The organism is Streptomyces sp. A1277 (genome assembly GCF_004795015.1).
Classification (GTDB): Bacteria; Actinomycetota; Actinomycetes; order Streptomycetales; family Streptomycetaceae; genus Streptomyces.
On sequence record NZ_SSBI01000041.1, the window covers coordinates 58,972 to 73,209 of the forward strand.

At 73.1% G+C, this 14,238-nt stretch carries 12 protein-coding genes and 2 pseudogenes; 6 read left to right on the forward strand and 8 right to left on the reverse strand.

Going from position 1 to position 14,238, the window contains the following annotated elements; all coding sequences use genetic code 11:
- Together E6R18_RS24780 and E6R18_RS24785 are read right to left on the reverse strand one after the other, a co-directional pair.
- Positions 1-1,158, reverse strand: coding sequence for an acyl-CoA dehydrogenase (locus E6R18_RS24780; protein WP_136319114.1), 1,158 nt, complete (start codon positions 1,156-1,158; stop codon positions 1-3).
- Between the two features lie 7 nt (positions 1,159-1,165).
- The gene (locus E6R18_RS24785) at positions 1,166-2,359 is read right to left on the reverse strand and encodes an amidohydrolase family protein (protein ID WP_136319115.1); all 1,194 of its coding nucleotides are present in this window, start codon (positions 2,357-2,359) and stop codon (positions 1,166-1,168) included.
- A gap of 145 nt (positions 2,360-2,504) precedes the next feature.
- On the opposite strand from E6R18_RS24785, the gene E6R18_RS24790 reads away from it, so the two are divergent.
- Positions 2,505-4,058: an AMP-binding protein gene (locus E6R18_RS24790; RefSeq protein ID WP_136319116.1), complete on the forward strand. Its 1,554-nt coding sequence runs from the start codon at positions 2,505-2,507 to the stop codon at positions 4,056-4,058.
- 175 nt (positions 4,059-4,233) lie between these two features.
- Here E6R18_RS24790 and E6R18_RS24795 read toward each other — a convergent pair whose 3' ends face one another.
- Positions 4,234-4,758, reverse strand: coding sequence for an EF-hand domain-containing protein (locus E6R18_RS24795; protein WP_136319117.1), 525 nt, complete (start codon positions 4,756-4,758; stop codon positions 4,234-4,236).
- Between the two features lie 68 nt (positions 4,759-4,826).
- Positions 4,827-5,201 carry an STAS domain-containing protein gene (locus E6R18_RS24800; protein WP_136319118.1) on the reverse strand — a complete coding sequence of 125 codons (375 nt, stop codon included), beginning with the start codon at positions 5,199-5,201 and terminating at the stop codon, positions 4,827-4,829.
- Between the two features lie 316 nt (positions 5,202-5,517).
- On the opposite strand from E6R18_RS24800, the gene E6R18_RS24805 reads away from it, so the two are divergent.
- Positions 5,518-6,093, forward strand: a complete 576-nt coding sequence (locus tag E6R18_RS24805; RefSeq protein WP_136319119.1) for a sigma-70 family RNA polymerase sigma factor — start codon at positions 5,518-5,520, stop codon at positions 6,091-6,093.
- Entirely contained in the window at positions 6,090-7,550 is a 1,461-nt protein-coding gene (locus E6R18_RS24810) for a zf-HC2 domain-containing protein (protein WP_136319120.1), read from the forward strand. Before E6R18_RS24805 ends, E6R18_RS24810 begins: the two co-directional genes overlap by 4 nt.
- A 3-nt stretch (positions 7,551-7,553) precedes the next feature.
- Here E6R18_RS24810 and purU read toward each other — a convergent pair whose 3' ends face one another.
- Positions 7,554-8,432 carry a formyltetrahydrofolate deformylase gene (gene purU, locus E6R18_RS24815; RefSeq protein WP_136319121.1) on the reverse strand — a complete coding sequence of 293 codons (879 nt, stop codon included), beginning with the start codon at positions 8,430-8,432 and terminating at the stop codon, positions 7,554-7,556.
- Between the two features lie 28 nt (positions 8,433-8,460).
- On the reverse strand, positions 8,461-8,898 hold the full coding sequence (locus E6R18_RS24820) for a hypothetical protein (protein WP_240799842.1): 438 nt from the start codon (positions 8,896-8,898) through the stop codon (positions 8,461-8,463).
- A 429-nt stretch (positions 8,899-9,327) separates the two neighbouring features.
- Between E6R18_RS24820 and E6R18_RS24830 the strand changes: the two are divergent.
- Positions 9,328-9,516: pseudogene (locus E6R18_RS24830) on the forward strand (hypothetical protein); the annotation flags it as partial.
- Between the two features lie 9 nt (positions 9,517-9,525).
- Here the strand turns inward: E6R18_RS24830 and E6R18_RS24835 are convergent.
- On the reverse strand, positions 9,526-11,124 hold the full coding sequence (locus E6R18_RS24835; protein WP_240799843.1) for a hypothetical protein: 1,599 nt from the start codon (positions 11,122-11,124) through the stop codon (positions 9,526-9,528).
- A 165-nt stretch (positions 11,125-11,289) separates the two neighbouring features.
- A complete protein-coding gene (locus tag E6R18_RS24840; protein WP_136319124.1) occupies positions 11,290-12,672 on the reverse strand; it encodes a transcriptional regulator in 1,383 nt (460 codons plus the stop codon).
- Between the two features lie 325 nt (positions 12,673-12,997).
- Between E6R18_RS24840 and E6R18_RS24845 the strand changes: the two genes are divergently transcribed.
- A complete protein-coding gene (locus E6R18_RS24845) occupies positions 12,998-13,678 on the forward strand; it encodes a bifunctional DNA primase/polymerase (RefSeq protein WP_136319125.1) in 681 nt (226 codons plus the stop codon).
- Positions 13,679-13,812: 134 nt separating this feature from the next.
- Positions 13,813-14,238 (forward strand): annotated as a pseudogene (locus tag E6R18_RS35020) (IS200/IS605 family accessory protein TnpB-related protein); the annotation flags it as partial.

The window sequence follows — 14,238 nt, forward strand, 5'->3', positions numbered from 1 at the left end:
TCACCGCCCCTTCGGCAGGCCGAGGATGCGCTCGGCGACGATGTTGCGCTGGATCTGCGAGGTGCCGGCCGCGATGGTGTACGAGAGCGAGGAGAGCCGGTCGCGCACCCACTCCCGGTCCAGATCGAGGGCGTCGCCCGCGCCCAGCACCTCGGCCGCCGCCTCGTACAGCTCCTGGCGGGCGTGCGAGTAGCGCAGCTTGAAGACCGAGCCGCCGGCCCCCGGGACGCCGCCGGAGCGCTGGGCCTCGCTGACGTTCCACTGGGTCAGCCGCCACAGCGCCTGGAACTCCGCGCCGAGCCGGCCCAGCCTGCGGCGCAGCACCGGATCGTCCCAGCGCCCGGTGCGCCGGGCCTCGGCGGCCAGCGCGTCCAGGGTGCGGCGGCAGGCGACGACCTCGCCGACGAAGGCCGTGCCGCGCTCGAAGGAGAGCGTGACCATGGTGACCCGCCAGCCGTCGTTCTCGGCGCCCACCCGGTGCGAGACGGGCACCCGCACCTCGTCGAGGAACACCTCCGCGAACTCCGTCGACCCGGCCAGCGTGCGCAGCGGCCGGACCGTGACGCCCGGGCTGTCCATCCGCAGCGCCAGCCAGCTGATCCCCCGGTGCTTGGGCGCCGCCGGGTCCGTCCGTACGAGCAGTTCGCACCAGTCGGCGACCTCCGCGTGCGAGGTCCAGATCTTCTGCCCGCCGACCACGTAGTCGTCACCGTCGCGCACCGCCCGCGTCCGCAGGGCGGCCAGGTCCGATCCGGCCTCCGGCTCGCTGAAGCCCTGGCACCACATCTCGTCGCCGCGCAGCACCGGCGGCAGCCAGCGGGCGCGCTGCTCCGGGGTGCCCTCGGCGGCGATGGTGGGCCCGGCGTGCAGCAGCCCGACGAAGTTCGCCCCCACGTAGGGCGCCCCGGCCCGTTCCGTCTCCTCCAGGAAGATCAGGTGCTGGGTGGGGGTGGCGCCCCGGCCGCCCGCGTCGGCGGGCCAGTGCAGCCCCGCGTACCCGGCGTCGTACAGCAGCCGCTGCCAGCCGGCGTCGTACGCCCGGCGGCCCGGCCAGTCCGCCGGGTCCGGCTTCGGGGGCAGGCCGGGCAGCACGGCGGCCAGCCACTCCCGCAGCCGCGCCCGGAACTCCTGCTCCTCCTGCGTGTACGCGAGGTCCATCGCGGGCCTACTTGTCGAGGTCCAGGCCGAGCATCCGGATCGCGTTTCCGCGCATCAGTTTGTAGACGGTCTCCTCGTCCAGCCCCTTGACGTGGTCGAGGGCGACCTCCTTGGTGTGCGGGAAGGTCGAGTCGACGTGCGGGTAGTCCGTCTCGAAGGTGGCGTTGTCCCGGCCCACGACGTCGAGCGAGGCGACGCCGTGCTTGTCGCGGAAGAAGCAGCAGAAGATCTGCCGGTAGTAGTACGTGGACGGCGGCTCGGGGATCAGATCGCGCACCCCGCCCCACGCCCGGTGCTCCTCCCACACGTCGTCCGCGCGCTCCAGGGCGTACGGGATCCAGCCCATCTGGCCCTCGCTGTACGCCAGTTTCAGCGTCGGGAACCTGACCAGCACACCGCTGAAGAGGAAGTCCATCATCGAGGCCATCGCGTTGTTGAACGAGAGCGACGCCTGTACGGCGGGCGGGGCGTCGGGGGACGCGGCGGGCATCTGCGAACTGGACCCGATGTGCATGTTCACGACCGTGCCGGTCTCCTCGCAGACGGCGAAGAACGGGTCCCAGTAACCGCTGTGGATCGACGGCAGCCCGAGGTGGGTCGGGATCTCCGAGAACGTCACCGCCCGCACCCCGCGCGCCGCGTTCCGCTTGATCTCCGCGACCGCGAGGCCGATGTCCCAGAGCGGGATGATGCACAGCGGGATGAGCCGGCCGCCGCTGTCCCCGCACCACTCCTCGACCATCCAGTCGTTGTACGCGCGCACGCAGGCGAGCGCGACCTCCTTGTCGTGCGCCTCGGCGAAGGTCTGCCCGCAGAAGCGCGGGAAGGTCGGGAAGCAGAGGCTCGCCTCGACGTGGTTGAGGTCCATGTCCCTCAGCCGCTCCACCGGGTCCCAGCAGCCGCGCCGCATCTGCGCCCGGGTGATCCCCTCCAGCGTCATGTCGTCCCGGTCGAAGCCCACGGCCGCGATGTTCCGCTTGTACGGGAACTTGAGGTCCTCGTAGATCCACCAGTCGGCCGGCGGGCCGTCCGGGTCCATCGTGATGACGTACTTGCCGCCGACGTACGCGAGCTCCCCGATCCCCGCCGTCAGCGGCTGCGGACCCCGGTCGCGGTACCTGGCGGGCAGCCACGTCGAGAACAGGTGCGGCGGCTCGATCACATGGTCGTCGACGCTGACGATCCGAGGCAGTTCCGTCATGGTGTCCCCTTCGACGCGGCACGCGTTTTCTGATGACCCGTCAGATTGCTGCCGTCAGGCTAGCGCCGCACCCCTGGACCGACAAGGCGCGGAGCCCTACGCTCTCGACAGAATCTGACAGGCCGTCAGCTGTGAGGGGTTCGCCGTGAACGAGACCGCACACGCCCTGAGCGCCTCGGGGACCTTCTGGGAGCTCGTCGAACGCCGGGCCGCGCTGACGCCCGACCGGCCGTTCCTGCTCCAGGACGAACGCGTCCTCACCTTCGGTGCCCTGCGCCGCCGCGCCGAGCGGGTGGCGGCCGGTCTGTACGCGGCGGGCGTCCGCCCCGGCACCGTCGTCGCCTGGCAGCTGCCCACCCGCCTGGAGACGGTCCTCCTGTCCTTCGCGCTGACCCGGATCGGCGCGGTGCAGAGCCCCGTCATCCCCTTCTACCGCGACCGCGAGACGGGGTTCGCGCTGCGCGAGTCCCGGGCGGAGTTCTTCGCGGTGCCCGGCACGTGGCGGGGCTTCGACCACACGGAGATGGCCGCCCGGCTCGCGACCGGCCTCGACCGCCCGCCGCGCGTCTTCGAGGCGTACGGGGCGCTGCCGGACGGCGACCCCGCGTCCTTGCCCGCGCCGCCGTCCGACGGGGCCGCCGTGCGCTGGATCTACTGGACCTCGGGCACCACGTCCGACCCCAAGGGGGTCCTCCACACCGACCGCAGCCTCATCGCGGCCGGCTCCTGCCTCGCCCACGCCTTGCGCCTGTCCGCCTCCGACGTCGGCTCGATCGCGTTCCCGTTCGCCCATGTCGGCGGGCCCGACTACGCGGTCATGCTCCTCCTGTACGGGCTCCCCGCGGTGCTGTTCGAGCACTTCACGATGCCGGAGGCCCTGGCGGGGTACCGGCGGCACGGGGTGACCGTCGCGGGGGGGTCGACGGCGTTCTACTCGATGCTGCTCGCCGCCCAGCGGGCGGCGCCGGGGGCGCCGGTCGTTCCCACCCTGCGGCTGCTCGCCGGCGGGGGTGCGCCGAAGCCGCCGGAGCTGTACCACGCGGTCGTCCGGGAGATGGGCGTCCAGCTGACCCACGGCTACGGCATGACCGAGGTCCCGATGATCACCATGGGCGCGCCCGACGACACGGTGGACCACCTCGCCGGCACGGAGGGGCTGCCGCCCCCCGGCATGGAGATCCGGATCACCGACGCGGCCGGTGCGGTGGTGCCGTGCGGGGTGGACGGGGAGATACGGCTGCGGGGCGAGGCGGTCTGCCGGGGGTACGTCGATCCCCGGGCGACCGCCGCCGCGTTCGACGCGGACGGGTTCCTGGTCACGGGCGACCTCGGGCACCTGCTGCCCAGCGGGCACCTGGTGCTCACGGGGCGGCTGAAGGACGTCATCATCCGCAAGGGCGAGAACATTTCGGCGAAGGAGATCGAGGACCTGCTCGCGGCGCACCCCTTGGTCGGTGACGCGGCGGTCATCGGGCTGCCGGACCCGGAGCGGGGCGAGCGGGTGTGCGCGGTGATCGAGCAGCCGCCGGGCGCGGCGCGCCTCAGCCTGGCCGAACTGACGGGGCACCTGCGGGGGGCGGGGCTCGCGGTCCACAAGCTGCCGGAGCAGCTGGAGGTGGTCGCGGAGCTGCCGCGGCACGGGGCGTTGCGGAAGGTCCTGAAGTACCGGCTGCGGGAGCGGTTCGGGGCCCCCGGGTGAGGGGTCCGTCCTCAAGCGCCGGACGGGCTTGAAGGCGCGCCCCGGCCCGTGGGTGGACAGCGCACCCCGCGGAGCGACCCGCACGGACCCAGCCCGTCCGGCGATTGAGGACGGAACCCCGCGCCCCTCACCGGGGCAAGCCCAAGGGTGCCGCCCGCCCAAGGGCCCCGCCGCCTCAAGGGCCCGGTTCGATCACCGTCACGTACGCCGCGAGCGCGGCAACCGCGTCGTCCTCCACGACCCCGCCGTCCCGGTCCACGTCCAGGCTCTGCGCGGCGAACGCCGCCGCGTCGGGGCTCGCGCCCAGGACCTTGAGCGCACGCTCCACCGCGGGCACGGACGCGCGGCCGTCGTCCGCCGGGCCCGCCGCCACCGCGAGCGCCGCGCGCAGGAAGGGGCGGGCGATCTCCGCGAACCGCTCCGGGTTGTCGCGGAGCCGTTTCACCGCGCCGCCCACGAACTCCTCGCGGGTGACGCGCTGGTCGCCGTCCACGTCGGCGATGCCCGCCATGCCCTGCCAGAACGCCTCGGCGCCGCCGTAGAGCGCCTGCCCCTTGTCGCAGCGGGCCGTCGTACCGAACTCGGTGAGCAGACGGGCCGCAGCGGCGTTGAAATCCGCGCGATCGATGTATCCGTTGCCGTCCTGGTCGAAGGCGGCGAAGCGGAAGGCGATCTTGCGCTCATACTCTGCGCTGTCCATGCGGGGAGCGTACGACGCCGGGAGGCGTCACGTGTCACTTCGGGTGCTCTCCGCCGCCGGCGACCGTTTCAGGCCGTGATCGGCTCGGCCTCCTCGTCGACGGCCGCGTCCCAGTCGGGGTAGACCTCGAACAGCCGGCGCACGCCGAGCGCGGCGAGCACGCGGTTGACGTGGGAGCCCTCCTCCGCGCCCCGGGCCGGCAGGATCAGCCGCAGCCGGCCCCCGCAGGAACGCATCAGGCGGCGCAGCGCGATGAGCACCCCGACGCCGCTGGAGTCGCAGAACCGGACTCCGGAGAGGTCGAGCACGACATCGTGGCGGCCCACGGCCACCACGTCGTGCACGGACTGACGCACGGTGGGTGAGGTCAGCAGGTCCAGCTCGCCGCCTATGTGCAGCACGGTCCACCCGCCCCGCTCGGTCTCCGAGACTTTCAGGGTCACGCGACTGGGCCTCTCGTTCCGGGGATACCGGGGGAACCCGGTGATCCGGAAGTTTGCGTTCCTCCTCTCGCGGCTGCCCCCACGCGCCCCTCCTGAAACACCAGCCGCCGCAGGACGGCGCGGAAACGATTCCGCCAGAAATGATCACTTCGGGTCCGATTCCGTCGGCGAGCGCGGTCGCATTCCCTACCATCCGGGGCGTTCGCGGGGACGTACTTGCCGTAAAGGGGCGTGCTCAGCGGGGGTCGCCGACTACATTCGGACGGAACGAGGGGGACAGGGCACGAGATTCCGACGGCAGAGGGCTGGGGGTCGCATGGCTAAAAACGCACCACCCCGCTGGGACCGCAAGATGCAGCAGCGGCTGTCCCGCGGCGAGGCGGCCGCCCTCGGCGAGATGTACGACCGGTTCGCCGCCCTCGTCCACAGCCAGGCCAACCGGATGCTGGACGACGAGGACACCGCGGACCTGGTCACCCGCGAGGTCTTCGGACACGTCTGGGAGAACCCGGACGCCTACGACCCGAAGCAGGGCTCCATGCGGTCCTGGCTGGCCCACCTCACGCTCCGCGCGTCCGTCCGGCGGCTGCGGGACCGGGCCGATGCCGACGCCGACGACCCCGATGATCCGGAGGAGCTGGAGGAGCGGGTGCGCCGGGCCACCGCCGCGGCCCGCGCCGACTACATCGTGGCGTCCATGCCCGCCCCGCTGCGGGCCGCACTGGAGCTGGCGTACGTCCAGCGCCGCGACTACCGGCAGACCGCGACGGACCTCGGCGTCACCGAGGACGAGGCGCGGCGCCGGCTGCGGCTCGGGCTGCAGCTGCTGTCCACCGCCCATACCCGGCCGCTGGAGGGCGCCCCGCCACCCGGATACGGGCGGGCCCTGTGAGCGGCGGCACCGACGACCGCGACGAGGGCGGACGCGAGGACGAGGTGCGGGGCGCCCGGCGGATACCGGGGCCCCGGGCCGCCGCGGACGACTTCGGCGAGCTGAGCGGCCTGCCGGTGCCGGAGCCCGAACCCGAGCCCGAGCCCGTATCGGAACCCGAGTCCGTATCGGAGCCCGAACCCGTACCGGAAACCGAATCCGAGCCCGTACCGGAACCCGAGCCGGTATCGGGACCCGAGTCCGTATCGGGACCCGAGCCCGTATCGGAGCCCGAACCCGTACCGGAAACCGAACCCGAGCCCGTATCGGAGCCCGAACCGCCGGCTCCGCCGGCCCTCGTGTTGCCGCACCGCGTTCTTCAGGCGCTGCTGGGGGCATGGGCGCTGGCCGCGTGTTCGGCGGAGGAGACCGAGGCCGTCGAGGCGCACCTCACGGAGTGCGCGCCCTGTGCGGACGAGGCGCTGCGGCTGCGGGACGCGGTCGGGCTGCTGCACACCGACCGGAGCCTGGACCTCGACCCGTTGCTCAGGTCCCGGGTGCTGGAGAACTGCCTGAGCCGGCGGCCCGCCACCATCCCGGTGCCGGAGTGGGCCGCCCCGTACGACGCGGAGACGGCGCGGCTCGACGCGCTGCTGCGGGACATCGGGAGCGCGGAGTGGCATGCGCCGGTGCGGCTGAAGTGGTTCGATGGCGAGCACGGGGTGCACCGCAGGACGACGGTCGCCGGGGTGATCGGGCACCTGCTGACCGTGGACGGCCTGGTCAGCGCGGCCCTCGGGCTGGACGACCCGCTCGCCGAGAGCCACCCTCGCGGCGGCGAGGGCCCGCCGCTCGCGCCGGCCCCGCGCACCGAGACGTACTGGTCCTCCACCCGGCTCCCGCCCACGCGTGCGGTCCGCGAGCCGTGGCGCGAGCAGAGCCACACGCTGATCCGGACGGTGTCCTTCGCGGGGCGCGGCGTCTCGGAGCTGTCCGTGTCGTACGGGGACTTCGCGCTGCCGTTGCAGGACGCGCTGCTGGACCGGGCCTTCGAGTGCTGGGTGCACGCGGGGGACATCGCGCAGGCGGTGGACTATCCGTACGAGCCGCCGTCCGCCGGGCATCTGCACCGGATGATCGACCTCGCGGTCCGGATGCTGCCGGCCGCGCTGGCGGGGCGGCGCCGGTCGGGCCTGGCGGGGCCGGCCCGGCGCCTGGTGGCGGCCGGGGCCCCGGGGCGCTCGCTGCACCTGGAGATCGAGGGTTCGGGCGGCGGCGACTGGTACATCGCGCTGGACTCCCCCGCCGCCCTCGGCTCCCCCGACCACACGGTGGCGCAGGTCGCGCTGGACGGTGTGGAGTTCTGCCGGCTGGTGGCGGGGCACGTGCCGCCCGTGGAGGCGGCGGCCGGCCAGCGCGGGGACCGCGAGGCGATCCAGGACGTGCTGTTCGCAGCCGCCTCGCTCAGCCGGCTGTAGCCCTCAGGCGAAGACCACCGTGCGGCGGCCGTTGAGCAGGATGCGGCGTTCCGCGTGCCACTTCACCGCGCGCGCCAGCGCCTGGCACTCCACGTCGCGCCCGATGGCGACGAGCTGGTCCGGCGTCACGCCGTGGCCGACGCGCTCGACCTCCTGCTCGATGATCGGGCCCTCGTCCAGGTCGGCCGTCACGTAGTGCGCGGTGGCGCCGATGAGCTTCACGCCGCGCGCGTGCGCCTGGTGGTAGGGCTTGGCGCCCTTGAAGCTCGGCAGGAACGAGTGGTGGATGTTGATGATCCGGCCGCTCAGCTGCTTGCACAGGTCGTCCGAGAGGACCTGCATGTAGCGGGCCAGGACGACCAGCTCGACGTTCTCCTCGCGGACCAGCTCCAGCACCTCCGCCTCGGCCCGCGGCTTGTTCTCCCGGGTCACCGGGATGTGCCGGAAGGGCACGTCGTACGAGGCGACCAGCTCGGCGAAGTCCGGGTGGTTGGAGACGACCGCGGCGATCTCGACCGGCAGCGCGCCGGTCCGGGAGCGGAAGAGCAGGTCGTTGAGGCAGTGGCCGAACTTGCTGACCATCAGCACGATCCGCATCCGCTCCGAGGACCGGTGGATCTGCCAGTCCATGGCGAAGGAGTCGCCGATCGCGGCGAAGCTGGCCCGCAGCTTGTCGACGGTCACCGGGGTGCTCGCCGAGAAGTGGACGCGCATGAAGAACAGACCCGTGTCGTGGTCCCCGAACTGCTGGCTGTCCTCGATGTTGCAGCCGGTCATGAAGAGATAGCTCGACACGGCGTGCACGATGCCCTGTTTGTCGGGGCAGGACAGGGTGAGGACGTACTGGTCGGGGGCGGTGTCAGCAGGCTGCGGCGCGGTCATCCCCGTAGCGTGCCACACCGGCGGCCGCTCAGGCGGTCCTGGTCATGATGCGGAGCACGTCCAGGGAGCGCGGCGGCACGTCGGGGTCCTCGCCGTCGTTCGTGGCGAGCAGCACATGGGCCTCGCGGGCGGCCCGGACCGCCTCCGGCCAGCCGGGGTGCTCCAGGTAGGCGGAGACGGGGGCGTCCGCGCCGACCTGGTGCATGATGCGCAGCACCCGCAGCACCGCGGCGTCGACGAGGGACGCCTCGCCGGGGTCGCGGAAGATGGTGCCGACGTACTTCTCGGCGGACCAGTTGTCGAGCCAGGTGTCCTCGACCAGGCGGTACACGGCGTCGGTGACGTCGCCGTATCCCTCCCGGCCGGCCAGCCAGCACTCGTGGTGGAAGACGGGGTCGGAGAGCATGTGCAGCGCCGAGCGCACGTTGCTGCGCCAGCGCCACCACGGAAGGTCGTTGAGCGGCATGCCGCCCATGGTGGAGGAGCGACGGCCGCGACGGGAAGAGTTCTCGGAACCTTGCTGCACGGTTGTCGATCGTACGTTCCCTTTGCGGCTTCCCGGACAGGCCCCTGTCGTTCACCGGGACGTCACCGGGCGTTGCGAGCGGCACACCGCGGCGTTACCCGGGGCCGGGAAGGCTCTGGGTCCATGACCGGACGGCGACGCCCCCCTTCCCTGCGCCCCTTCAGGACGCTCACCGGTGCGGTGGCGGCGGGGGCCCTGCTGCTGTCCGGCTGCGGCACGCTCCCTGGGGGTTCGGGGGGCTCCAGGGAGCCCGTCACCGGCCTCACCGGGGCCGGCCGGTCCGCCCCCGCTCGACATACCGGCGGCCGAGGGCGCCACCTCGTACGAGGAGGAGGCCGGGCGGGCGCTGCCCTCGGCAAGAGCCTGCGCGTGGACACCGGCGGCCTCACCCCCGTGCTGCGCTGGCGCTACGAGGACATGCTCGGCTCGGAGTCGTATCCGCGCATCGTCAACAGCAAGGTGACCCTCCAGGTCGTGCGCGACGGGCGGCTGGTCGCCGAGAGGAAGGGCTTCGTGGACGTCACCCGGACCCTCGTCGACGCCAGCGCGACCCGCTGACCCCGCCACTCAGAGCGCGGTGGCCTCGCGCTTCGTCAGGTCGTACTCGGCCGCGATGGCGTTCCACAGGCCGGCCGCCTGCTGCTTGGCCTTGCTCGCCTCACCGCTCTTCACGGTCGCCTGCTGGGTGTGCGAGGTCGTACGGGCGTGGCCGCCCTTGCACACCTTCTTGCTCTTGGCCTGCCTGGCCCACGCGGCGTAATGGTCGTCGGCGGACGCGGACGCCTGCCACGCCTTGGTGAGGGCGGTGGTCAGCTGCGCGTGGTTCGGCAGCTTGTCGAGCGTCAGGCCCTCCAGGCGCGTCACCAGGTCGCGGCGCTGCTTCGCGGCGCCCTTCAGGTCGGACACGGCCTTGTCCAGGTCGGTGCAGGACTTGGTCTTCTCGACCGCGTCGATCACCGCCGCACGGCTGTTGTTGCTGTCCGCGAGGAGCTTGTCGAGCTCCTCGGCCTGCGGCTTCGCCGGGTCGGCCGGCGGCTGCTCCTGCTCCTTGGACGGCTCGGCGGCGGCCGGTGAACTCGCGGACGCCACCGGCTGCTTGTTGTCCTTGTCGTCGTCGCCGCCGCTCATCAGCGCGCCCGCGCCGAGCCCGATCACCGCGCAGCCGACGACGACCGCCGCGATCAGCGGAACCGCCGCGGACTTCTTGCGCCGCCCACCGTCCCCGTCCTGCGGCAGGTCCTCCGCCGGTCCGGTGTACGGGGGCGGCGGCTGCTGCCCGTAAGCCTGCTGCTGCTGCTGCGGCGGGCCCGCCTGGTACGGCTGCTGCCGCGCCGGGTCGAACGCGGGTATCTGCTGGGTGGCGCCCTCGGGTTCGTCGCTGCGGAAGAGGTTGTCGAACTCGGCGGGCGGCTGCCGCTCGCCGGGCGCCCCGGGCCGGATGCCGTACGGGGCGCCGCCGGGCACCGGCGGGATGTACTGCGTCGCGTCGGCGTCCTGGCCGCCCTGCGCGGGCTGCTGGTAGCCCTGCTGCGGGGCGCGGCCCAGGAACCGGGTGGACTCCGCGGGGTTCTCCGGCGGCAGCCCGCCGGGTGCCGGGCCACCGGGTATCGGCGCGATGTACTGCGTGGCGTCGGCGTCGCCGCCGGGACCCGCGCCGTGCCCGGCCTCGGGCGGCAGCGGCTGGGCGTAGGGCTGCTGCCCGCCCTGCCCGTACGCGGGGGGCGGCTGACCGTGCTGCCCGCCCTGCCCGTACGCGGGGGGCTGCTGCTGACCGTGCTGCCCGCCCTGCCCGTACGCGGGGGACTGCTGCTGACCGTGCTGCCCGCCCTGGCCGTACGCGGGGGGCGGCTGCTGGCCATGCTGCCCGCCCTGGCCGTACGCGTTCTGGTCGTACGCGTCCTGCCGGCCGTACTGGCCCTGCTGTCCGGAGGCGTCGTACGAGGGCTGCCGGCCCTGGCCGTACCCGTCCTGGCCGTAGGCGTCCTGGCCGGTGCCGTCCTGCGGGCCCCAGGGCTGCCCCCACGGCTGGCCGCCGGCCGGGGCCGCCTGGCCTGCCGCACCCCCCGGCGTCCAGGGCTCGCCGCCGTCCGAGGGCAGCACGACGCCCTCGTGTGCGGGTCGTACAGCAGGGAGCTGCTGCTCGTCACCCTGTCCGCTCTGCGTCACCGGGACTCCTACGTGTCAACTATGGAATCGTCGGCTCACGCTATCGGGTGGCAGCCGCCGTTCGCCAAGCGCCCGTTGACCCCTCGACTACCCCGTGACTCGGGTGTAACACCCTGCCCCCTTAAGACGCAGTTAAGGGGGCACGTCGCACCGGCGGGGTCGCCTTCAGGCCGCCTGGAGCTCCAGGCGGGCGCCGAACTCCCGTACCGCCGGCTCGTCCCCGTACGGCAGCAGCCGCTGCTGGAGGTCGTCCAGATACTCCGCACCCCGGCTGGAGCGCACCGTGCCCAGCAGCTCCATCGCCCGCGTCCCCGTGTGGCATGCCTGCTCCACCTCCCGCAGCTGGACCTGGGCCGTGGCCAGCAGCGCCAGGCCGATGCCCCGGCGGCGGGCCCGGGACTCCGGGTGGCCGTCCAGCGACTCCTTCGCCCGGCGCGCCGCGGCCTCGGCCTGGCCCAGGTCGCGGTGGCAGTGCGCCAGCTCGTCCGCCAGGTAGGCGTGGTCGAAGTGGGCGATCCAGTCGGGGTCGTCCCCGGTGTCCGGCTCGGCCCGCTCCAGCGCCGCCTGCGCCCGCCCCGACGTCTCCTGGCAGGTGCGCACGTCGCCGAGCAGCGCGTGGCCGCGCGCCTCCGCCGCGTAGAACATCGCCTCCGCCCTCGGCGTGACCCGGCCGCGCGCCCCCTCCTGGGCGGCCCGCGCCAGCTGCGCGATCTCGCGCGGATTGCCGAGCTGCGCCGCGAGGTGGCTCATCGATGCGGCGAGCACATAGCCGCCGTACGCGCGGTCGCCCGCCGCCTGCGCGAGGCGCAGGGCCTGGATGTAGTAGCGCTGGGCCAGGCCCGGCTGGCCCGTGTCGACCGCCATGTACCCGGCCAGTTCGGTGAGCCGGGCGACGGCCGCGAACAGCTGACGGCCGGTCGATTCGCGGTACGCGCCCGAAAGGAGGCCGGAGACCACGCTGTTGAGGTAGTGCACGAGGACCGGGCGCACATGCCCGCTGCCGAACCGGTGGTCGAGGTCGACCAGCGCGGCCGTCGTCGCCCGCACCGCATCCACGTCCGACATCCCGACCCGGGACCCGGCCGACCGGGCGACCTGCGGGTCCGCGCCGGTGATCAGCCAGTCCCGGCTGGGCTCCACCAGCGCGGACGAGGCGACCGTGGAGCCGGACAGGAAGTCGCGGCGGCCGACGTCGCTGCGCCACAGCTCGCAGACCTGCTCGATGGCCCCGATCACCGTCGGCGCGAACTGGAGGCCGACGCCCGAGGCCAGGTTCTTGCCGTTGGCCATGCCGATCTCGTCGATCGTGACCGTACGGCCCAGCTTGCGACCCAGCGCCTCGGCGATGATGCCCGGCGCCCGGCCGCGCGGCTGCTGGCCGCGCAGCCAGCGGGCCACGGAGGTCTTGTCGTACCGGAGGTCGAGACCGCGCTCGGTCCCCACCATGTTGACGCGGCGGGCCAGGCCCGCGTTGGAGCATCCGGCTTCCTGGATGAGCGCCTGGAGCCGTTCGTTGGGCTGGCGTGCGACGAGAGGTCTGGCTGCCATGTGTATCCCCCTGAGGCCGCAGTGATCGGTGACGGGATCACTGCCCGACATATGTCTCAGAAATGCGCCGATTCATCGTGTTGGTCACTTTCCTCGCGACTCACCCCATTCATCACGGCAACCCTTCTAAAATGCCGCGCGAACCGCGTCGTCCGAATGTCCCGTAAGCAGTTACCCACCCCCGGCCCGGACCTCTCCCACGCGCCCCCGCCCATGCATCCGTGCGCCCCGCGCGTGGGGGCGGGCGCCGGTAACCGCGCCGGAGCGCCCGTAACTCTTCGTGAAGCCTGTAGTTGAGCTGGTCGTGGAAGAGCCCATCGGAGTCATGGAAGCCGCACAGGTCCCCCGGCAGCGCGTCGAGCAGCTGCTCGACGCGGCCGTGCGGTACACGGAGGAACGGCACTGGGACGTCTGCCCCGGTACCTGGCTGGAGGCGGTCGACGGCGCCCAGCGGTGCTCGTGCGGCGAGGCCGGCTGTGCCGCGCCCGGCGCGCACCCCGCCCGCGCCGACTGGGCGCAGGGCGCCACCGGCAGCGGGTCGGCGGCCCGCCGGATGTGGACCCAGCACCCGGGCGCGGCCGTCCTGTTGCCGACCGGGCGGGCGTTCGACGCGGTCGACGTGCCGGAGTCCGCCGGGTTCCTGGCGCTCGCCCGGATGGAGCGGATGAGCCTGCCGCTCGGTCCCGTCACCCGCACCCCGGACCGCCGGATGCAGTTCTTCGTCCTGCCCGGCGCCGCCGCCAAGGTGGAGGACCTGGTGCGCCGGGCCGGGTGGAACGCCGCCGCGATCGGCCTGCGCTCCATCGGCGAGGGCGGCTACGTCACGGCCCCGCCCACCCGGGTCGGCGGCGCGGGAGCCGTGCAGTGGGCCCGCTCCCCCACGACCGCCAACCGCTGGCTGCCCGAGGTGGAGGAGCTCGTCAGCCCGCTTGCCTACGCCTGCGGAAGGGCGGCGGCGGACGCCCGGGAGGGTCTGAACTGCGGTGGGCAGAGTGCGTATGAGTGAGTCGTCATGCATGGGAGTGAGCATGGTGGTGCGGGTGGATGGCGTGAGGATGTGGGTTCTGGGATCGATTGGGTGACCTGGTGGGTGGTTGGTAGTTGTGCTGGGTGACGGGCTGGGCCGGTGGGGGTGCGGTGGTGGGCGCGGTGAGGGAGGTGGCGGCGTCGTTCGTGGTGCCCGGACCGTCCGGGGTGGCGGTGCGAGGCCGTCTCAAGTACCTGACCGACCAGGACGAGCTGGTGTTGCGGGCCATTGGCGCCCATCAGGGTGGGCTGGCGTCGCGGGATCTGAAGGCCCGGTGTGCGGACGGCTTGGACCACGATGCAGAGTCGTGGGCTTCGCGTAAGCGTGGGTTGACGGGGGTGTCGTCGTCGCGGATCGCGGGGGCGATCACGAAGGCGTCGCATGATCAGTGGGCACTGGCGAGGCGGTGCTTGGCCGCGCACATCCGCTCCTTGGAGGCCGGGATCAGGACCTTGCGGCACCGGTTGTCGCTCCCGGTCGGGGTGAAGGGCACGAAGCGTGCGCCGGGCGGTTACCGGTCCAGGGGTGAGTGGTTTCAC

Coding starts and splice junctions, on each gene's coding strand:
- E6R18_RS24780 (WP_136319114.1), bottom strand. CDS start 1,158: ATGGACCTCGCGTACACGCAGGAGGAGCAGGAGTTCCGGGCGCGGCTG.
- E6R18_RS24820 (WP_240799842.1), bottom strand. CDS start 8,898: ATGCCGCTCAACGACCTTCCGTGGTGGCGCTGGCGCAGCAACGTGCGC.
- E6R18_RS24840 (WP_136319124.1), bottom strand. CDS start 12,672: ATGGCAGCCAGACCTCTCGTCGCACGCCAGCCCAACGAACGGCTCCAG.
- E6R18_RS24795 (WP_136319117.1), bottom strand. CDS start 4,758: ATGGACAGCGCAGAGTATGAGCGCAAGATCGCCTTCCGCTTCGCCGCC.
- E6R18_RS24785 (WP_136319115.1), bottom strand. CDS start 2,359: ATGACGGAACTGCCTCGGATCGTCAGCGTCGACGACCATGTGATCGAG.
- purU (WP_136319121.1), bottom strand. CDS start 8,432: ATGACCGCGCCGCAGCCTGCTGACACCGCCCCCGACCAGTACGTCCTC.
- E6R18_RS24845 (WP_136319125.1), top strand. CDS start 12,998: ATGGAAGCCGCACAGGTCCCCCGGCAGCGCGTCGAGCAGCTGCTCGAC.
- E6R18_RS24805 (WP_136319119.1), top strand. CDS start 5,518: ATGGCTAAAAACGCACCACCCCGCTGGGACCGCAAGATGCAGCAGCGG.